This window comes from Phreatobacter oligotrophus (assembly GCF_003046185.1).
GTDB classification, from domain to species: Bacteria; Pseudomonadota; Alphaproteobacteria; order Rhizobiales; family Phreatobacteraceae; genus Phreatobacter; species Phreatobacter oligotrophus.
The window spans coordinates 132059-150367 of the sequence record NZ_PZZL01000005.1 but is presented as its reverse complement, the minus strand read 5'-3'; the positions used below and the strand labels follow the sequence as shown (position 1 = coordinate 150367).

Below are 18309 nucleotides of genomic sequence, written 5' to 3'. Positions count from 1 at the left end.
GACTACACCGCCAGCCGCTGGCGCCGCGCGAGCGGACGCGTGAAGAGCTCGGCGAGGTCGCCGGCCTGCTCGTAGCCCTGGATGGGCGTGAACATCAGCTCGATCGACCACTTGGTGGTCATGCCCTCGGCCTCCAGCGGATTGGCGAGGCCAAGGCCGCAGACGACGAGGTCGGGCGCGGCCTGGCGGCAGCGATCGAGCTGGCGGTCGACGTCCTGGCCCTCGACGATCCGCGTGCCTTCCGGCAGCAGCGCCAGTTCGGCGGCGAGGTGCGTGCGATGGAGATAGGGCGTGCCGACCTCCACCAGCTCCATGCCGAGTTCGCGGTGGAGGAAGCGCGCGATCGGCACCTCCATCTGCGAATCGGGGAAGAGAAAGACCCGCCTGCCCGCGAGAGCAGTCCGGTGCCGGAGTAAGGCGCGCTCAGCGCGCGCCGCGCCGGCGGCGGTGACGTTCTGAAACAGCTCGCGTGGGACGAGGAAGGCCGTAGCGGCAGTCTGAAGCCAGCGGGTAGTGCCCTCGGCGCCAACGGGGAGCGGTGCCGAGAGGAGGCTCGCGCCGCGCTCCTCGAGCGCTCTGGCCGTGTCCCGGAGGAACGGCTGTGCGAGCAGGACCCGCGTCGACGGTCCCACGGACGGCAGGTCCGCGAGCCGGGGAGCGGGAAGAAAGCCGACGCGGGCGATGCCCATGTCGGCGAAGAGTCTGCGGAACTGGTCCTCGACCACGTCGGGGAGGGTTCCGGCGACCAGGAGGGACGGCGCCGCACCGGGCGCCTCGTCCGGCATCTGCGGGACGAGGGCGGCAAGCGCTGCGTCCTCGCCCTCGGTGAAGGTCGTCTCGATGCCGCTGCCGGAATAGTTGAACACCCGGACGCGCGGGGCGAAGGCGCGGTCGAGCCGGCCGGCGGCGCGCTTCAGGTCGAGCTTGATGACCTCGGAGGGGCAGGAGCCGACGAGGAAGAGGGCGCGGATGTCGGGCCGGCGCTCCAGCAGGCGGGCGACGACCCGGTCGAGCTCCTCATTGGCGTCGGCGAGGCCGGCGAGGTCGCGCTCTTCCATGATGGCGGTGGCGAAGCGCGGCTCGGCGAAGATCATGACGCCGGCCGCCGATTGCAGCAGGTGGGCGCAGGTGCGCGAGCCGACGACGAGGAAGAAGGCGTCCTGCATCTTGCGGTGCAGCCAGACGATGCTGGTGAGGCCGCAGAAGACCTCCCGCTGGCCGCGCTCCTGGATGATGGGGGCGTCGGTGCAGCCAGCCGAGCCAGCACGGGCGAGGGTGTCGGTGGCGGGTGTCATGACGTCTGCTCCACCAAGGGAGCGGCCCCCTCGAGCCGGGCGCGGCGCAGCTTCACGATGTACTGGGCGGCATTGACGACGTAGAGGCCGTAGGCGGCGAGTGCGACCGCCATCTGCGTGCCCGGCGTCACGCCCGGCCAGATGAGGGTGGCGAGATAGGCGGTGTGGAGCGCGATCACCACCATGCTGACCGCGTCTTCCCAGAAGAAGGCGGGGGCGAAGAGGTAGCGGCCGAAAACCGCGTGCTCCCAGAGCGAGCCGGTCACCATGATCGTGTAGAGGGCGGCCGTCTTGGCGATCACCGAGGCGGTGGCGGCCTCGAAGCCTTCGCCGGTGCGCAGGTAGCGCAGCACGAGGACGAGGCTGACGATGAAAATCAGGAATTGCACCGGAGCGAGGAGGCCCTGGACCATCGTCCACCGCGTCTCGTCACGCCTGCGGCGCTGCTCGGCGGTATAGAGCCGCCCGACGATTTCCTCATGGACTGCACGGCCGGGCATGGGACCTCCCCAGGGTCGGGGGCCGTGCCGGATTGTTTTTGGAACCGGTCGCGACTGACGATCATCTGAGTGTAAAAAAAAGTTTACGTCAAGTCGATTTCACAGTTAGTGTGTCAACGAGCCGGCGGGGCGGTGACGCTTGCACGACACCGGAAATCGGCTCATGGTTAAGGTGGACCACCCCAAGCTGGCGCAACTCCAGCGTGTGATGATCCTGCATAGCCTGCCCAAAAAAAGGGACTGGACGGCTCTCCTGGCCGAACCGGTTCATAAAGGGGGAGAGGCCCATGACGGATATCAGGTTCGACGATCGGTCATCACGCCGATCGTCTGGAGCCGGCCAAAGGCCAGGCTCCCGGTCCGACACCGAACCATGTGTCGCAGAACGGAAGACCGAGCCGAAAGACGTGCTCGCGACGGTCGCCCGCGCCATCCAGCGCGAGGTGGTGCCCCGCCTGCTCGTGGCTACCCGCGGTCGCGCCGAGGAGCGCGGCAGCGGATTGGGAAATGTCACCGTGACGGCAGCCGACATCGAGGACTTCACGCAGCTGGTCATGGCGCATGACCGCCGTGCAGCCGGCGCCTTCATCGAGGCGCTGCGCGAGCGCGGCCTGCCGGTCTCGGACGTGCTCCTCGACCTGCTGGCGCCATCGCGCGGCTCCTCGGCGACCTCTGGCTGCGCGACCGCTGCAGCTTCGCCGACGTCTCGCTGGGCCTGGTGCGGCTGCAGCACATCATGCGCGACATCACCGGCTCGGGCCGGCGGGTCGAGCCGGGCGACGGGCGCACACGCCACGCGCTGCTGTTCCACTTCCCGCGGGAGCAGCACCGCTTCGGCCTGTCGCTGGTGCAGGAGATGTTCCTGTGCTCCGGCTGGCAGGTGACCCTGGTGGCGCCCGCCTCTGTCGAAGAGGCCACCGAAGTGGTCCGCGATTCCTGGTTCGATGTCCTCGGCGTGTCGCTCGGCAACGACGACTTGCTGAACGATTTGACTTCGGCGATAAGCACTTGGCGCCGCGGGTCACGGAATCAGGCACTTGCCGTTCTGGTCGGAGGTCCGGCCTTTCTCGACCATCCGGAACGCTCCGGAGAGGTCGGGGCCGATGCCTCCGCACCGAATGCCAGGGAAGCCGTCAAAATTGCCGAGCATCTGGTCGGGGTCGGGATGAGGTCGCCCAGAGGCAATTGAACCATGGCCGAGGTCTGCCGTTCCTCCGGCGGCCTCCAAAGCGAAGATCCTGATGCCGACGCCTGGTCCCACATCTTCCGCCAAACCGGACGGCGCGGCTGCCGTCGAGATCGCCGCTGCCATCGCCGACATCGTCGTGGTGGTGGACGGCGAGGGCATTGTCCGTGACCTCAAGGCGAGCCCCGGCGTCGCCATTGCCCGCGATGCTGAGGCCTGGCGCGGCAAGCGCTGGATCGAGACGGTGGCGCCCGACAGCCGCAACAAGGCCGCCTCCCTGCTGAGCGAGGCCGGCAAGGGCCGCACGGCCACGCCGCGCGAGATCAATCATTCCTCCAAGGATCCGCTGGCGACGATCCCGATCCGCTATTCCGCCATCCGCGGCACCAAGGGCGACATCGTCATTGCCGGCCGCGACCTCAGCGCGCTCGCCGAGGTCCAGCAGCAGCTTGTCCAGGCCCACCAGGCCATGGAGCGGGACTATGCCCGGCAGCGCGCCTCGGAAACACGCTATCGCGCCCTGTTCCAGCTGACCGGTGAACCGATCCTCATCGCCGACCTTGCCTCGCGCAAGGTGACGGAGGCCAATCCGGCCGCCCTGCGCGCCCTCGCCAGCAGCTCCGGCCGGCTCGCGGGCCGCCTGCTCGCCTCGCTCTTCGAGCCGGCGGGCGCGGCGGATCTCGACGGGCTGATGTCGCGGGCCGCCGTCGGCAATGGCGCCGTCGAGGCGCGGGTCGTCGCGGCAGCCTCCGGACAGTCCTTCGATGCGACCGCCTCGCTCATCCGCAGCGGCGGAACCACGCTGGTCCTCGTCCGCCTGGCCCCGACCGATGGCCGGCCGATCGGTGCCGATGACACGGCGCGCGTCATGGGACTGATCGAGAAGCTCCCCGACGGCTTCGTGGTGACCGATCTCTCCGGCCTGATTCTCGAGGCCAATGCCGCGTTCCTCGACCTCGCCCAGGCGGCCTCGACCGAGCAGGTGCGCGGCAAGTCGCTCGGCGACTGGCTGGGACGGATGGGCATCGATTTCCCGAGCCTGACCGCTTCGCTGCGCGAGCATGGCACCGTGCGGAACTTCCCCACCATCGTCCGCGGCGGCTTCGGCATCACCGAGACGGTCGAGGTGTCGGCGGTCCTCGTCGAGGATGGCGAGCTGCCCTGCTACGGCTTCGTGCTGCGGTCTGGTCCCCGCGCCTCCGCGCCGAACGGCCATGCGGCCGCGGCCATCCCGCGCTCGGTCGACCAGTTCATCGAGCTGGTGGGTCGCGTGTCGCTGAAGGAACTGGTGCGCGAGACCACCGACATCATCGAACGCCTCTGCATCGAGGCGGCGCTCGAGATGACCAAGGACAATCGCGCCACCGCCGCGGAGCTGCTCGGCCTCAGCCGCCAGAGCCTCTACCTGAAGATGCGGCGCTTCGGCTTCATGGACGAGATGCCGGAAGCAGATTGACGCTTTTACGTGTAAACAAAAATTGACACTCTGGTTCGGGGCTCCTAGCATGCCCCCATGACCTACCCGAGTGCGCCTGCCGTCCTCGAACTGTTCAAGCCCATCACCTGGTTCGCGCCGATGTGGGCTTTCCTCTGCGGCGTGGTCTCGGTGGGTGGCGACAACGGCGCCTCCTGGCCCGTGGTGGCCGCCGGGGTGCTGCTGGCGGGGCCTCTCGTCTGTGCGACAAGCCAGGCCGTCAATGACTGGTTCGACCGCCATGTCGATGGAATCAACGAGCCGCACCGGCCGATCCCGTCGGGCCGCATTCCCGGGCGCTGGGGCTTCTACATCGCGGTGATCTGGTCGGGCGTCTCGCTCGCCGTGGCCTGGGCGCTCGGCTCCTGGGTGCTGGCCGCCACCATGATCGGCCTCATCCTCGCCTGGGCCTACAGCGCCCCGCCGCTGCGGCTGAAGCAGAACGGCTGGTTCGGCAATGCCGCCGTCGCCTTCTGCTACGAGGGACTGCCCTGGTTCACCGGCGCCGCCATCATGGCGACCGTCCTGCCGGACTGGCGGATCCTGCTGATCGCCGGGCTCTATTCCATCGGCGCCCACGGCATCATGACCCTCAACGACTTCAAGGCCATTGAGGGTGACACCCGCATGGGCATCCGCTCGCTGCCCGTGCAGCTTGGCGCGGATGCAGCGGCGCGCCTCGCCTGTGTGATGATGGCGGTGCCGCAGATCGCCGTGATCGGGCTGCTGACCCTGTTCGGCCAGCCCTGGCACGCCCTCGCGGTCACCGCGCTGCTGGCGGTCCAGGTCGTTTTGATGGGCAAGCTCGTCGCCGATCCGCGCGGCCAGGCCGCCCGCTACAACGCCACCGGCACGACGCTCTACGTGCTGGGCATGCTCGTCGCCGCCTTCGCACTCCGGTCGAGCTGAGGCTCTCATGTCCCAAGCCCAGCTGATCCAAGCACCGCTCACCTGGTCGCAGATCATCCGCCTCGGGTTGGTGCAGACGGCGCTCGGCGCCATCGTCGTGCTCACCACCTCGACCGTGAATCGCATCATGGTGATCGAGCTCGCCCTGCCGGCCATGCTGCCGGGCGCGCTGGTTGGCTGGCACTATGCGCTGCAGATGCTGCGGCCCCGCTGGGGCTTCGGCGCCGACCAGGGCTGGCGCATCACCCCGTGGATCATCGGCGGCATGGCCGTGCTCGCCATTGGCGGCAGCCTCGCGGCGCTGTCGACGGCGCTGATGGCGGCATCCCTGCCGCTCGGCATCGCCGTCGCCATTGCTGCCTTCACCCTCATCGGTGCGGGCGTGGGCGCTGCCGGAACGTCCCTCCTCGCGCTGCTTGCCAAGCGCGTCGCGCCGCAGCGGCGGCCGGCGGCGGCCACCATCGTATGGATCATGATGATCGCCGGCTTCGCGGTGACGGGAATCACCGCCGGGGCCCTGCTCGATCCCTTCTCGCTGGAGCGGCTGGTGCTGGTCGCCACCGGCATCAGCCTCGTCGCCCTGGTGGTCGCCATCGTGGCGGTGATCGGCATCGAAGGGCAGGCCGAACCCCGCGCCGCCGCCCCTGCGCAGGCCGCGCCGCCTGTCGACCGCAAGGCGTTCCGCGCCGCCCTCGCCGATGTCTGGGCCGAGCCCAAGGCGCGGCTCTTCACCATTTTCATCTTCGTCTCGATGCTGGCCTTTTCCGGCCAGGACCTGATCCTCGAGCCCTTCGCTGGGCTGATATACGACCTCACGCCCGGCGAGACCACGCGGCTCTCCGGCATCCAGAACGGCGGCGTCCTTGCGGGCATGGTGACGGTCGCGGTGCTCGGCACGCTGCTGCGTGAGGACGGGGCTGGATCGCCGAAGCTCTGGACCTTCATCGGCTGCGTCGCCTCGGCCTTCGCGCTCGCCGGCATCGCCGTCTCGGGCATCCTCGCCCCGGCCTGGCCGATCCGCCTCAACATCTTCCTGCTCGGCTATGCCAACGGCGCCTATGCCGGCGCGGCCATCGGCTCGATGATGGCCCTCGCGGGCACCGGCGCCGAGCGGCGCGAAGGAACCCGCATGGGTGTCTGGGGCGCTTCGCAAGCCATCGCCTTCGGCATCGGCGGCTTCCTCGGCACGGTTGCCGTCGACGTGCTGCGCTGGGCCACCGGCTCGAGCCTTCTCGCCTATGGCAGCGTCTTCGTTGTCGAGGCGCTGCTCTTCGGCGTCGCCGCCATGCTGGCGCTGAAGATCGCCCGCCTCTCCGGCCAGGATCCGCTGCCAGCGCCGGCGCGGTCCGAGCCCTCCTTTGCCCTCGGCGCCGGGGGAGGCTGACCCATGGACGAGAAACGGATCTACGATGTCATCGTGGTCGGCGGCGGCCCCGCCGGGGCGACCGCCGCGGCCGAACTCGCCGCCCGCGGCCGCAGCGTGCTGCTGCTCGACCGGGGAGGGCGCATCAAGCCCTGTGGCGGCGCCATCCCGCCGCGCCTCGTGAAGGATTACGCCATTCCCGAGGACATCATCTGCGCCCGCATCGCCTCGGCGCGGATCGTGGCGCCCTCGGCCCGTCACGTCGACATGCATATCGACGGCGGCTACGTGGCGATGGTCGACCGCGAGGTCTTCGACGAGTTCCTGCGCGAGCGCGCCGTGAACCGCGGGGCCGAGCGCCGCACCGGCCGCTATCTCAAGCTCACCCGCGAGGACGGTGTCGCCACCGTCCACTGGCGGGCGGGCAGCGATGCCGGTGGCGACCTGCGCAACGAGACCGCCAAGGCGCGCCTCGTCATCGCCGCGGACGGAGCTAACTCGATCCTCGCGCGCCAGGAGATCGCAGGCGCCGACCGCGTGCCGCATGTCTTCGCCTATCACGAGATCGTCCGCGTGCCCGAGAACACGGCCATCGATTTCGACGGCCGGCGCTGCGACGTCCACTATGACGGCCGCTATTCGCCCGACTTCTACAGCTGGGTCTTCCCCCACGGGCGGACCGCCAGCATCGGCACGGGCACCCATCACAAGGGCTTCGGCCTGCGCGAATCCATCGCCGCCTTCCGCGAGCGCCATGGCTTCGCCGGCTGGGAGACGATCCGGCGCGAGGGTGCGCCGATCCCGCTGAAGCCGCTGAAGCGCTGGGACAATGGCCGCGACGTCATCGTCGCCGGCGATGCCGCAGGCGTCGTCGCGCCGGCGTCCGGCGAGGGTATCTACTACGCCATGGCCTCGGCCACCGAGGTCGCTACCGCCGCCGAGGAGATGCTGGCGACGGGCCGCGCCGCGGCGCTGGCCGGCGCCCGCAAGCGCTTCATGAAGAGCCACGGCCGCGTCTTCCTCGTCCTCGGCATCATGCAGTGGTTCTGGTACCGCAACGACTGGGTGCGCGAGCGCTTCGTCGCCATGTGCGCCGACAAGGACGTGCAGCGCCTCACATGGCAGGCCTACATGCACAAGGAACTCGTGCGGCAGAGCCCCGCCGCGCATTTCCGCATCTTCATCAAGGACATGGGCCACCTGCTCGGGCTGGTGCGGCCATGATGGATTTCATTCTCCCCGCCTGGCAGGTCATCGCCATCGCTGCTGTCGGCACGGTGGTCGTGGCGGTCGCGGGGGGCGTCATGACGGACACGACCGGCTGGTACCGGACGTTGCGCTTCCCCGCCTGGAAGCCGCCAGACTGGGCCTTCGGGCCGATCTGGACGACCATCCTCGCGCTGGTGGCGCTGTCCGCCGCCATCGCCTGGGAGGGCGCGTCGTCCTCGCTGGAGCGCACCATCGTCTCCGGCCTCTTCGTGCTGAACGGGCTGCTCAACATCCTCTGGAACTACCTCTTCTTCTTCATCCGCCGGCCCGATCTGGCGATGGTCGAAGTGGCCTTCCTCTGGCTCTCCATCCTCGCGCTCGTCGTCGCGACCTATCCGATCAACCGCGCGGCCAGCCTGATGCTGGTGCCCTACCTCGTCTGGGTCGGCATCGCCTCGGCGCTGAACCGCTCCATCGTTCGCATGAACGGCCCTTTCGCCGGGGCCTGACCTTTTCACCGCTCGCCGGGAGGCATCCATGCCGCTTCGTGAAGAGCTCACCGTCGTCCTCGCCAATCCCCGCGGCTTCTGCGCGGGGGTGGTCAGGGCCATCGAGATCGTCGAGCGGGCGCTCGCCCTGCACGGCGCACCGGTCTATGTGCGCCACGAGATCGTCCACAACCGCCACGTGGTGGCGCGGCTCCGGCGCCAGGGCGCGATCTTCGTCGAGAGCCTCGAGGAGGTGCCGGCTGGCGCCGTCACCGTCTTCAGCGCCCATGGCGTGTCGCAGGCGGTGGAGGAGGAGGCCCGCGACCGCGGTCTTGCCGTCATCGACGCAACCTGCCCGCTGGTCACCAAGGTGCATCGCCAGGGCCGGCGCTATGCCGAGAAGGGTTTCTCGGTGGTGCTGATCGGCCATGAAGGCCATGCCGAGGTCGAGGGCACGCGCGGCCAGGTGCCGGGCGGCGTGACCGTCGTGGGTAGCGCGGAGGAGGTGGCGCATCTCAACGTCGCCGATCCCTCGCGCGTCGCCTATGTCACCCAGACGACGCTCTCCGTCGACGACACCCGCGAGGTGGTCGATGCGGTGAAGGCGCGCTTCCCCGCCGCCGTCGGCCCCGAGCTCGACGACATCTGCTACGCCACGCAGAACCGCCAGACGGCGGTGACGATGATGGTCGAGGATGTCGAGCTCCTGATCGTGCTCGGCTCGGCCAACAGCTCCAATTCCAACCGGCTGCGCGAAATCGGCATCAAGGCGGGCATCCCCGCCCATCTCGTCGACGATGCCTCCGAGGTCGATCCGCGCTGGCTCGACGGTGTGACCCGGGTCGGCATCACCGCCGGCGCCTCGGCGCCGGAGGACCTCGTCCGCGGCCTGATCGACCGGCTCTCCGCCTTCCGGACGGTCACGGTCGAAAGCGTCGGCGACGTCCATGAGACCGTCGAGTTCCGCCTTCCTCCCGCTCTCGCATCGACCCCGCGCGAGCGTGATCCCGCCCCCGGCCACGCCCTCCAGACAGGGAGCCCGTGACATGGCTGAGCCCTTTCCCTTCACGGCCATCGTCGGCCAATCCGAAATGAAGCAGGCGCTGCTGGTCGCGGCCGTCGATCCCCGCATCGGCGGTGTGTTGATCACGGGCGACCGCGGCACCGGCAAGTCGACCGCCGTGCGTGGACTTGCCGCCATCCTGCCGCCCCTGCGCGTCGTCGCCGATTGTCCGTATCGCTGTGGCCCCGGCGATAGCCCGGAGTGCTGCCCCCATTGCAGCAGTGCGACGACGCGCACCCTCGGGACGGGGCCCGTCCCCGTGGTCGACCTCCCCCTCGGCGCCACCGAGGACCGTGTCGTCGGCGCGCTCGACATCGAGGAAGCGCTGGTCCATGGCCGCAAGCGCTTCGAGCCGGGCCTGCTTGCCCGCGCCAATCGCGGCTTCCTCTACGTCGACGAGGTCAATCTGCTGGAGGACCACCTGGTGGACCTGCTGCTCGACGTCGCCGCCTCCGGCGAGAACATCGTCGAGCGCGAGGGCCTGTCGGTGCGCCATCCCGCCCGCTTCGTGCTCATCGGCAGCGGCAATCCGGAAGAGGGCGAGTTGCGCCCGCAGCTTCTCGATCGCTTCGGCCTGTCGGTGGAGGTCACCTCGCCCGACGACATCGACCTGCGCGTCGAGGCGGTGAAGCGCCGCGAGTCCTTCGACCGCGACGCGAATGCGTTCCATGCCACCTGGGCGCGGGAACAGCAGCGCCTCGCCCGCCGCATCGCCGCCGCCCGCAAGCGGCTGGAAGCGATCGAGGTCACCGACATGATGCGGCGCGCCATTGCCGGGCTCTGCATCAAGCTCGGCACGGACGGCCTGCGCGGCGAGCTGACCCTCATCCGCGCGGCGCGGGCTCTGGCGGCGCTCGAGGGCGACACGACCATTGCCGCCAACCATCTGCGGCAGGCCGCGCCCCTGGCGCTGCGCCATCGCCTCCGGCGCAACCCCATGGACGAGGCCGGTTCGCGCATCCGCGTCGAGCGGGCCCTGGCCGAGGCCTGGGCCGCATGAGCGCGACGTCCACCGGCGATGACCTCCGGGCTGCGGCTCTGGCCGTCGCCCCGGCGCTCCTCGCCGTGGACCCCAAGGCGCTCGGCGGCGTGCTGCTGAAGGGGCCGGCGGGTCCCGTCCGCGACCGCTTCATCGCCACGCTGACCGCCGCCTTGCCGGCCGGGAGCCCCGTCCTGCCCGTGCCCTGCCATGTCGGCCCCGGACGGCTCATCGGAGAAATCGACACCACGGCGACGCTTGCCGCAGGCCGGCTGATCCACGATCCCGGCCTCTTCGTCCGCGCCGGCCGCGGCCTTCTCGTGCTGCGCTCGGCCGAGCGGCTGGAGCCCTCCGCGGCTGCACTGGTCGCGCTCGCCCTCGACGAGCCCGGCGAGGGCTTCGGCATCGTCGCCTGCGACGAGAGCCTCGCCGACGAGGATGGTCCGGCGCGCTGCCTTGCCGAACGCCTCGCCCTGCATCTCGACCTGACCGGCCTGGACGAGAGCGCCATCCCCGCCACCGAGCCGGAGGTGGTGGCTGCCGCCCGCGACCGTCTCGCCCGCGTCACCGTTGCCGATGCGGCGGTCGTCCGCCTCGCGGCCGCAGCCTCCGCGCTCGGCGTGCGCTCCGATCGCGCGCTGCTCCATTGCGTTCGCGCCGCGCGCATCCTCGCCGCCCTTGCAAGGCGCATGACCGTCTCCGATGCCGATGCGGAGACCGCCGCCATCCTCGTTCTCGCGCCGCGGGCGACGCGCCTGCCGCAGGCGGCGGCCGATCCCGCCGAGGCCGAGGATCCGCCGCCTCCGCCCCCCGAGAGCGAAGCCGACAACCCGTCTGATCCGCCGCCCGGCGATCCCGCTGTCGCCGAGGACCGCGTTCTCGACGCAACGGTGGCGGCCCTGCCGCCGGACCTTCTCGCAGCCCTCTCCGCGGGCAAGCCGCCAGCCCGCGGGCGCTCGCCGGCCGGGCGCTCGCGCGACACCGGGGCTGCCTCCGCGCGTGGCCGCCAGATCGGCACCCGCGCGGGTGACCCCCGCCGTGGCCGGCTGGACCTGCTCGCCTCCGTCCGTTCGGCCGTCCCCTGGCAGCGGCTGCGCGGTGCGCCGCCTTCGGGTGCGCGGCTCAGCCTACGCCCGGCCGATCTCCGGCTGAAGCGGCTGAAGAACCGCAAGGGCGCCACGACGATCTTCTGCGTCGATGCCTCCGGCTCCACCGCCCTCGAACGGCTCGCCGAGGCCAAGGGCGCGGTCGAGCAGATCCTCGCGGATTGCTATGTCCGCCGCGACGAGGTGGCCCTCGTCGCCTTCCGCGGCCAGGAGGCGACGCTCATCGTGCCGCCGACCCGGTCGCTGCAGCGGGCGCGTGCCTGCCTCCAGGCGCTGCCCGGCGGCGGTGGCACGCCGCTCGCCGAGGGCATCGCCGCCGCCTGCCGTCTCGGCGTCGACACGGCCCGCCGCGGCCGCACGCCCACCCTCGTGCTCATCACCGATGGCCGGCCCAATATCGGCTTCGGCGGCATTGCCGGCCGCGACCGGGCCGCGGAGGACGCCACGACGGCGGCCCGCGAGGTCGCAGCCCATCACCTGCGCGCCCTGGTGATCGACAGCTCCGCCCGGCCGGAGCCGCGGGCGCGGGCGCTCGCGGACACGATGGGCGCGCTCTATCTCGCGCTGCCCCATGCCGATTCCGCCTCGCTCCACCGTGCGGTGCAGGCGGGGTCAGCGGCCCTTGCGGCGGGGGTGAAGCCATGACCCAGCGCCTCGACTGGAAGCGTGACGGAGCGACCTGGCCGGGCCATGAGCACAGCCGCTTCGTCGAGGCCGCCGGGCACACCTTCCATGTCCAGGTCTCGGGCGACGGGCCCGTGGCCCTGCTCCTCCACGGCACCGGCGCCTCGACCCATTCGTGGCGCCGCTTTGCCCCGCTCCTCGCCGGCCGCTTCACCGTCGTGGCGCCGGACCTGCCGGGCCATGCCTTCACCCGGGCGCCCTTCGCCTCCAGCCTGTCGCTCGACGCCATGGCGGAGAGCATCGCCGCGCTCATGGTCAAGCTCGGGCGGATGCCTGACCTCATCATCGGCCATTCCGCGGGGGCGGCCATTGCCCTCCAGATGGCCCTGAAGGGTCTCGCCGCGCCGCGGGGCATCGTCAGCCTCAATGGCGCCTTGCGGCCGCTGGAGGGCTTCGCCAGCCGCTTCTTTCCGCCGATTGCGCGGATGCTGGCGCTGCTCCCGGTGGTGCCCCAGGTCTTCGCCTGGCGGGCCCGCGATCCTGCCGTGCTCGATGATCTCCTCAAGCAGACGGGATCGCGCATCCCGCCCGAGGACCGGGCGATCTACGCCCGCCTTGCCGCCTCGCCGCCCCATGTGGGCGCGGCACTCGGCATGATGGCCAATTGGGACCTCTCGGCGCTGGAGCGCAGCTTTCCGAAGGTGACGACGCCCGTGCTGCTGGTTGCCGGCACGCAGGACGGCATGGTGCCGGCGCGGCAGGCCGATGTCGTCGCGCACCGGCTGCCCCATGCGGAGGTCGCTCGGCTGCGCAGCCTCGGCCATCTCGCCCATGAGGAAGCGCCCGAGCGCGTCGCCGCCACGGTTCTCGACTGGTTCGACCGGGTGACGGCCCTGCCCGCCGAGGCGGTCGCGCCGATCGGGGCAACACCATGAGGGGGAGGGGCCCATGACTGCACCGCTGCGCCATCCCGTGCCGGTCGATGACCGGCGACCCCATGCCATCGTCATCGGCTCCGGCTTCGGGGGGCTTGCGGCTGCCATCCGCCTCGGTGCGCGCGGCTATCGCGTCACCGTGCTGGAGCGGCACGACCAGCCAGGCGGACGCGCCCGCGTGTTCCGGCAGGACGGTTTCACCTTCGATGCCGGCCCGACCATTGTCACCGCGCCGTTCCTCTTTGAGGACCTGTGGACCCTTTGCGGCAAGCGCCTCGCCGACCATGTCGACATGGTCCCGCTCGACCCCTTCTACCGGCTGCGCTTCCATGACGGCTCGACGCTCGACTGCACGGGCGACCCGGACCGGATGCGCGCCGCGGTCGGCCAGCTCTCGCCCTCCGATGTCGCGGGCTACGACCGCTTCATGGCGCAGAGCGAGGAGATCTGCCGCATCGGTTTCGAGCAACTGGGTCACGTGCCCTTCGGCTCCTTCATGGACATGGTGCGCGTTGCGCCGGACCTGCTCCGGCTCTCCGGCCATCGCTCGGTGCACCACCTCGTCAGCAAATATGTGAAGGACGAGCGGCTGCGCATCGCCCTGTCCTTCCACCCGCTCTTCGTCGGCGGCAATCCCTTCTCGGCAAGCGCCATCTACGGGCTCATCGCCGCGCTCGAACGGCGCTGGGGCGTGCATTTCGCCCGCGGCGGCACGGGCGCGCTGGTCACCGGCATGGTCGACCTCATCATGGGCCAGGCCAACACGGTCCGGCTCAACGCCGATGTGTCGCGCATCATCGTCGAGGACGGGGCGGCACGCGGCGTCGTGCTGGCCGATGGCGAGGCGATCCGGGCCGACCTCGTCGTCTCCAATGCCGACGTGACCCACACCTATGGCAAGCTCGTGCCGGAGGGGGCGACGAAACGCTGGCGTCCGGCCAAGCTCAAGCGCGCCTCGCAGTCCATGAGCCTCTTCGTCTGGTACTTCGGCACGAAGGGCCGCCGCGCCGACGTGCCGCATCACACGATCCTGCTGGGACCGCGCTACCAGGGCCTGCTCGACGACATCTTCCGCCGCAAGACGCTGGCGGAGGATTTCAGCCTCTACCTGCATCGGCCGACCGCCACCGACCCGAGCCTCGCGCCGCCCGGCCACGATGCCTTCTACGTGCTCTCGCCGGTGCCGAACCTCGCCGGCGGGCAGGACTGGGATCGGCTTGCCGAGACCTATCGCGAGAGGATCGCCGCCGAGCTCGACCGGACGGTCATGCCCGGCTTCCGCGACCAGATCGTCACCTCGCGCGTCATGCATCCCGGCCATTTCCGCGACGAGCTGCTCGCGCCCTTCGGCGCCGCCTTCAGCCTCGAGCCGGTGCTGCTGCAGAGCGCCTGGTTCCGGCCGCACAATCGCTCCGAGGACATCCGCGACCTCTATCTCGTCGGCGCGGGAACCCATCCCGGCGCCGGCCTGCCGGGCGTGCTCTCCTCGGCCCGCATCCTCGACCAGGTGGTTCCCCATGGCAGCACGGTCGCGACCTGATCCCGCCGATGTCGCAGCCTGCCGCCGCCTGCTGCAGGCGGGCTCGCGCTCGTTCTTCGCGGCCTCGCTGCTGCTGCCCGCCTCCGTGCGGGAGCCCGCGACGGTCCTCTACGCCTTCTGCCGGGTGGCGGATGATGCGGTGGACCTGTCGCCGAACTCCGCCACTGCCATCGCGCGCCTGCATGCGCGCCTCGACGGGATCTTCGCCGGTACGCCGGATGAGGATCCGGTGGACCGGGCGCTGGCCATCGTGGTGCGGGTCCACGACCTGCCGCGCAGCGTCTTCGATGCCCTGATCGAGGGGCTCGCCTGGGATGTCGGCGGGCGCACCTACGAGACCTTCTCCGACCTCATCGCCTATTGCGCGCGCGTCGCCGGCACGGTCGGCACGCTGATGACCCTGCTGATGGGACGCCGCGATCCGCGCGTGCTGGCCCGGGCCTGCGATCTCGGCGTCGCCATGCAGCTCACCAACATTGCCCGCGACGTCGGCGAGGACGCCCGCGCCGGCCGCATCTACCTGCCGCTCGACTGGATGGCCGAGGCCGGGCTCTCGCCCGCCGCCTTCCTCGCCGATCCGCGTTTCGACCGTCGGATTGCCGGCCTGGTGGAGCGCCTGCTCGCCGAAGCCGACCGGCTCTACCGGCGCTCGCAGAGTGGCATCGGCGCCTTGCCGGGCGGTTGCCGGCCAGCCATCCATGCGGCGCGTCTGATCTACCAGGAAATCGGCATCCTGCTCGCGGCGCGCGGCTATGACAGCATCGCGCAGCGCAGCGTCGTGCCGCAGGGCCGCAAGCTGGCGCTGGTCGGCCGGGCCCTGCTGGATGCCGGCTTCGCCAGTGGCCCGACGCGCCAGAAGGCGCTGGCCGAGGTGCAGTTCCTGATCGATGCGGTGCGGCCCGAGGGCGGCGAGGGGCTGATGGCCGATCAGGGGCTCGACAGGCTTATGGACATCTTCGAACGGCTCGCCCGCGAACCCGGTTCGGCGCGCACCGGCCGGGTGCTGCGGCCACGGCGTGGGCGGACGCGGGCCTCGCGCCTGACCGCAACCGCCTGAGGAGCGCGCCGTGAGCAGCGACTGGCTCTTCGCCGCGGAATTCGTGCTGACCGCCGGCCTGGTCCTGGGCTTCGCGTGGCATCAGCTCCGCTCGCTGAAAAAGCTCAGGGAAGAGCGCGAGCGCAAGGCGCGCGAGGCCGCCGCGCGCGGCGATGAACCGAAGACCTAGGTCCCCGCCCGTCGCGGCATGCGGAAGGGCAGCATGGCCTGCACGATCGGATTGCTGAAGCGCGGCATCGACAGCGCCTCGTGGACGAAGGTCGCGGGCCCGTCGCCCCAATCGGTGCCGACCACGGCGCGCGCATAGAAGGGCGCGTCCTCCATCCCCATGATCACCCTCGGCCGATGCCCGCCCACCGCCGGCGTTTCGCGCGCCACGCGCCAGCCGGTTCGCGGCAGGGGTGCAGGATCTGGCGCCTCGACGGGGGCGAGCCGGCCGTCCTGCTGGAGCCCGAGGGCGAGGGTGGTGCGGCCGCCATCGGCGCGGCGCGCGTCGTAGTGGATGCGCCCGCCCGCGGCCCGCACCTCGCGCGACCAGTTCCAGGTGAGGAAGTCGCGCTCGAGCGGCCGGTCGCCATCATTGGTGTCGCAATAGCCGTGGCCGGACCAGGACAGGTCGGGGGCGGAGAACCGCGCCTCCACCCGTGCCGCCGGTGCGATGGGCCGCCAGCGATGATGACCCTCGGCGTCGAGGTGGAAGGCCCGGCTGGGCGCGGAGGTCGGTGTCACCGTGACCGTGCCGCGCACCCGCCGTGGGATGGGCACGGCCATCTCGTCGATGGCGATGGTCAGGCGGCCGCGATCCCAGGAGACCTGGCTCGGGCCGATGGCGAGGTGGTCGCTGGCGCGTGCGCGCGGGCCCGCCCCGCGCTCGGTCATGGCCCAGCGCCCACCCGGCCCGTAGAGCGCGACGTTCACCGCGCAATGCGCCAGGGGATCGGCGGGGCCGGAGCGGCGGCGCCACGCATAGTAGGGCGAGAAGACCGAGCCGATGAAGACGATGATGACGAGGCCATGGCGGCCGTCATCGCTCAACGCGTCGACATACCACCAAGCATAGCCGTCCTTCGGGACGTCGAGCGCGAAGTCAGGTCCGCCATCACGGCCGATGCCGCGAGCCGGCCGGAGGTCGCCGCCATCGGCACGCCCGCTCCCGGATGGACGCTGCCCCCCGCCAGATAGAGCCCCGGAATCGCCGACCGCGAGCCCGGGCGGCGGAACGAGGCCATGGCTCCGTGGGTCGCCGAACCGTAGAGCGCTCCCGACGTACCGGGAAAGCGCCGGGCGAAATCCGCCGGCGTGGTCACCGTCCGGTCGCTGATCGACAGGGTGAGGCCGGCCGCCGCCAGCCGCTGCATCATACGCGTCTCGCATGGGTCGATCTCCCCGGGATCAGGCCGGCCGTCGTCACCGCGGGCCGGGGCATTGACGAGGCAGAAGAGGCGCTCGGCGCCATTCGCCTGCGGCGATCCGCCAGAGCGGTCGGGCGCGCAGACATAGATCGTCGGATCGTCGGGCAGGCTGCCGGCGGCAAGCGCTGCGAACTCGGCGACATAGTCGGCCGAGAAGAAGACGGTGTGGTGGGCGAGGGGAAAGCCCTCGGCCCTGGCGGCGAAGCACCAGGTGACGGCGGAGAGTGAGCGCAGGGCGGGGTCGGGGGCCGGCACGGCGCGCCGGGCCTCCGGGCCGAGGAGTCCCGAGGCCAGCGCGCCGACATCGCCGGCATGGATGACCACATCGGCGGCGATCTCCTCGCCGGTGGCAAGGCGGATGCCGGCCGCGCGCCCCTGCCGCACCACGATTTCCGCCACGCGGCAGCCGCTGCGCAGCTCTGCGCCGCGCGCAAGGGCGAGTGCGGTGACGGCGCGGGCAAGGTCCTGCATCCCGCCGGGCAGGCTCCAGACGCCCTCCTGTTCGGCATGGGCGATTAGCATGAGCGTCGCCGGCGCCGCGAAGGGCGAGGAGCCGCAATAGGTGGCGTAGCGGCCGAAGAGCTGGCGCAGGCGCGGGTCGCGGAAATAGCTGCCGAGGACGCTCCACAGCGTCTCGAAGGGCCGGATGGCGAGCCCGCCGAGGCCGAGCGATGCCGTCAGCCCGAGCATGGACGGCCGCTCCGTCTGCATGAAGGGCGCATCGAGCAGGCGATAGACCCTGGCCGCATCGGCGCAGAAGCGGCGGAAGCCGTCGGCCTCGGCAGGGCCGGCGACAGCGGCGATGGCCTCGGCCGATCGGGCGGGATCGGCGAAGAGGTCGAGTGTCGATCCGTCGGGCCAGTGGTGGCGGGCCAGCACGCCGAGGGGCGTCAGCGCGAGGTGATCCCCAAGGCTCTCGCCGACGCTGGCGAAGAGCGCCTCGAAGACCGGGCGCATGGTGAAGACGGTGGGGCCGGAATCGAGCGGGCCCGCGCCGGTCTCCACTGCGCGGATCTTGCCGCCGGTGTGGTCGGAGGCCTCGACCAGCGTGACCGCACATCCCCGGTGGGCGAGCAGCATCGCCGCGGTGAGCCCCGCAATGCCTGCCCCGACGATGACGACACGGTCCTGCACGGCGCCACCAGATTCCCATTGACAGCGGAAAGTGT

Annotated in this window: 18 protein-coding genes; 13 read left to right on the top strand and 5 right to left on the bottom strand. The window is 71.0% G+C overall.

All coding sequences use genetic code 11. The annotated features are described in order from the left end of the window. Window positions 1-2 precede the first annotated feature (2 nt). The 3 genes from C8P69_RS12990 to C8P69_RS23535 form a co-directional block, all read right to left on the bottom strand. A complete protein-coding gene (locus C8P69_RS12990) occupies window positions 3-1295 on the bottom strand; it encodes a ferredoxin:protochlorophyllide reductase (ATP-dependent) subunit N (protein WP_108177806.1) in 1293 nt (430 codons plus the stop codon). Further along, complete coding sequence (gene bchF, locus C8P69_RS12985; RefSeq protein ID WP_108177804.1) at window positions 1292-1795, bottom strand: 2-vinyl bacteriochlorophyllide hydratase; 504 nt, start codon at window positions 1793-1795, stop codon at window positions 1292-1294. Before bchF ends, C8P69_RS12990 begins: the two co-directional genes overlap by 4 nt. A 317-nt stretch (window positions 1796-2112) precedes the next feature. Continuing rightward, on the bottom strand, window positions 2113-2358 hold the full coding sequence (locus C8P69_RS23535) for a hypothetical protein (RefSeq protein WP_146167336.1): 246 nt from the start codon (window positions 2356-2358) through the stop codon (window positions 2113-2115). A gap of 173 nt (window positions 2359-2531) precedes the next feature. On the opposite strand from C8P69_RS23535, the gene C8P69_RS12980 reads away from it, so the two are divergent. Genes C8P69_RS12980 through C8P69_RS23895 form a run of 13 tightly spaced genes read left to right on the top strand, consistent with a single transcriptional unit; the run spans window position 2532 to window position 15897 of the window. Beyond that, window positions 2532-2984, top strand: coding sequence for a cobalamin B12-binding domain-containing protein (locus C8P69_RS12980; RefSeq protein ID WP_146167335.1), 453 nt, complete (start codon window positions 2532-2534; stop codon window positions 2982-2984). A gap of 52 nt (window positions 2985-3036) precedes the next feature. Further along, on the top strand, window positions 3037-4437 hold the full coding sequence (gene ppsR, locus C8P69_RS12975; RefSeq protein WP_108177800.1) for a transcriptional regulator PpsR: 1401 nt from the start codon (window positions 3037-3039) through the stop codon (window positions 4435-4437). 57 nt (window positions 4438-4494) lie between these two features. Next, entirely contained in the window at window positions 4495-5364 is an 870-nt protein-coding gene (gene chlG, locus C8P69_RS12970) for a chlorophyll synthase ChlG (protein ID WP_108177798.1), read from the top strand. Between the two features lie 7 nt (window positions 5365-5371). After that, window positions 5372-6748 carry a BCD family MFS transporter gene (locus tag C8P69_RS12965; RefSeq protein ID WP_245902022.1) on the top strand — a complete coding sequence of 459 codons (1377 nt, stop codon included), beginning with the start codon at window positions 5372-5374 and terminating at the stop codon, window positions 6746-6748. A gap of 3 nt (window positions 6749-6751) precedes the next feature. Then, window positions 6752-7951 carry a geranylgeranyl diphosphate reductase gene (locus C8P69_RS12960; RefSeq protein WP_108177796.1) on the top strand — a complete coding sequence of 400 codons (1200 nt, stop codon included), beginning with the start codon at window positions 6752-6754 and terminating at the stop codon, window positions 7949-7951. Further along, entirely contained in the window at window positions 7948-8445 is a 498-nt protein-coding gene (locus tag C8P69_RS12955) for a TspO/MBR family protein (protein ID WP_108177794.1), read from the top strand. The genes C8P69_RS12960 and C8P69_RS12955 overlap by 4 nt, the downstream gene beginning before the upstream one ends. 28 nt (window positions 8446-8473) lie before the next feature. Continuing rightward, a complete protein-coding gene (ispH, locus tag C8P69_RS12950; protein ID WP_108177792.1) occupies window positions 8474-9469 on the top strand; it encodes a 4-hydroxy-3-methylbut-2-enyl diphosphate reductase in 996 nt (331 codons plus the stop codon). A gap of 1 nt (window position 9470) precedes the next feature. Then, window positions 9471-10487: a magnesium chelatase ATPase subunit I gene (bchI, locus tag C8P69_RS12945; RefSeq protein WP_108177790.1), complete on the top strand. Its 1017-nt coding sequence runs from the start codon at window positions 9471-9473 to the stop codon at window positions 10485-10487. Continuing rightward, the gene (locus C8P69_RS12940; RefSeq protein WP_108177788.1) at window positions 10484-12217 is read left to right on the top strand and encodes a magnesium chelatase subunit D; all 1734 of its coding nucleotides are present in this window, start codon (window positions 10484-10486) and stop codon (window positions 12215-12217) included. The genes bchI and C8P69_RS12940 overlap by 4 nt, the downstream gene beginning before the upstream one ends. Next, window positions 12214-13131 carry an alpha/beta fold hydrolase BchO gene (bchO, locus tag C8P69_RS12935; protein ID WP_108177786.1) on the top strand — a complete coding sequence of 306 codons (918 nt, stop codon included), beginning with the start codon at window positions 12214-12216 and terminating at the stop codon, window positions 13129-13131. The genes C8P69_RS12940 and bchO overlap by 4 nt, the downstream gene beginning before the upstream one ends. A gap of 13 nt (window positions 13132-13144) precedes the next feature. Further along, window positions 13145-14671, top strand: a complete 1527-nt coding sequence (locus C8P69_RS12930) for a phytoene desaturase (RefSeq protein ID WP_108177784.1) — start codon at window positions 13145-13147, stop codon at window positions 14669-14671. Beyond that, window positions 14649-15728, top strand: coding sequence for a phytoene/squalene synthase family protein (locus C8P69_RS12925; protein ID WP_108177782.1), 1080 nt, complete (start codon window positions 14649-14651; stop codon window positions 15726-15728). Before C8P69_RS12930 ends, C8P69_RS12925 begins: the two co-directional genes overlap by 23 nt. Window positions 15729-15738: 10 nt before the next feature. Continuing rightward, complete coding sequence (locus tag C8P69_RS23895) at window positions 15739-15897, top strand: hypothetical protein (protein ID WP_170118233.1); 159 nt, start codon at window positions 15739-15741, stop codon at window positions 15895-15897. On the opposite strand, the gene C8P69_RS12920 is transcribed toward C8P69_RS23895, so the two are convergent. Further along, a complete protein-coding gene (locus tag C8P69_RS12920) occupies window positions 15894-16763 on the bottom strand; it encodes a carotenoid 1,2-hydratase (protein WP_245902021.1) in 870 nt (289 codons plus the stop codon). The genes C8P69_RS23895 and C8P69_RS12920 overlap by 4 nt on opposite strands. Next, window positions 16760-18274 (bottom strand): 1-hydroxycarotenoid 3,4-desaturase CrtD, encoded by a 1515-nt coding sequence (gene crtD, locus C8P69_RS12915; protein ID WP_108177780.1) that lies wholly within the window; start codon window positions 18272-18274, stop codon window positions 16760-16762. The genes C8P69_RS12920 and crtD overlap by 4 nt, the downstream gene beginning before the upstream one ends. Window positions 18275-18309 lie beyond the last annotated feature (35 nt).

Excerpts from the sequence above, each read along its gene's own strand:
- ispH (WP_108177792.1), top strand. The coding sequence starts at position 8,474 with ATGCCGCTTCGTGAAGAGCTCACCGTCGTCCTCGCCAATCCCCGCGGC.
- C8P69_RS12930 (WP_108177784.1), top strand. The coding sequence starts at position 13,145 with ATGACTGCACCGCTGCGCCATCCCGTGCCGGTCGATGACCGGCGACCC.
- C8P69_RS12940 (WP_108177788.1), top strand. The coding sequence starts at position 10,484 with ATGAGCGCGACGTCCACCGGCGATGACCTCCGGGCTGCGGCTCTGGCC.
- C8P69_RS12925 (WP_108177782.1), top strand. The coding sequence starts at position 14,649 with ATGGCAGCACGGTCGCGACCTGATCCCGCCGATGTCGCAGCCTGCCGC.
- C8P69_RS12965 (WP_245902022.1), top strand. The coding sequence starts at position 5,372 with ATGTCCCAAGCCCAGCTGATCCAAGCACCGCTCACCTGGTCGCAGATC.
- bchF (WP_108177804.1), bottom strand. The coding sequence starts at position 1,795 with ATGCCCGGCCGTGCAGTCCATGAGGAAATCGTCGGGCGGCTCTATACC.
- C8P69_RS12980 (WP_146167335.1), top strand. The coding sequence starts at position 2,532 with ATGCGCGACATCACCGGCTCGGGCCGGCGGGTCGAGCCGGGCGACGGG.
- ppsR (WP_108177800.1), top strand. The coding sequence starts at position 3,037 with ATGCCGACGCCTGGTCCCACATCTTCCGCCAAACCGGACGGCGCGGCT.
- C8P69_RS12960 (WP_108177796.1), top strand. The coding sequence starts at position 6,752 with ATGGACGAGAAACGGATCTACGATGTCATCGTGGTCGGCGGCGGCCCC.
- C8P69_RS23535 (WP_146167336.1), bottom strand. The coding sequence starts at position 2,358 with ATGCGCCATGACCAGCTGCGTGAAGTCCTCGATGTCGGCTGCCGTCAC.
- bchI (WP_108177790.1), top strand. The coding sequence starts at position 9,471 with ATGGCTGAGCCCTTTCCCTTCACGGCCATCGTCGGCCAATCCGAAATG.
- C8P69_RS12955 (WP_108177794.1), top strand. The coding sequence starts at position 7,948 with ATGATGGATTTCATTCTCCCCGCCTGGCAGGTCATCGCCATCGCTGCT.
- chlG (WP_108177798.1), top strand. The coding sequence starts at position 4,495 with ATGACCTACCCGAGTGCGCCTGCCGTCCTCGAACTGTTCAAGCCCATC.
- bchO (WP_108177786.1), top strand. The coding sequence starts at position 12,214 with ATGACCCAGCGCCTCGACTGGAAGCGTGACGGAGCGACCTGGCCGGGC.
- C8P69_RS12990 (WP_108177806.1), bottom strand. The coding sequence starts at position 1,295 with ATGACACCCGCCACCGACACCCTCGCCCGTGCTGGCTCGGCTGGCTGC.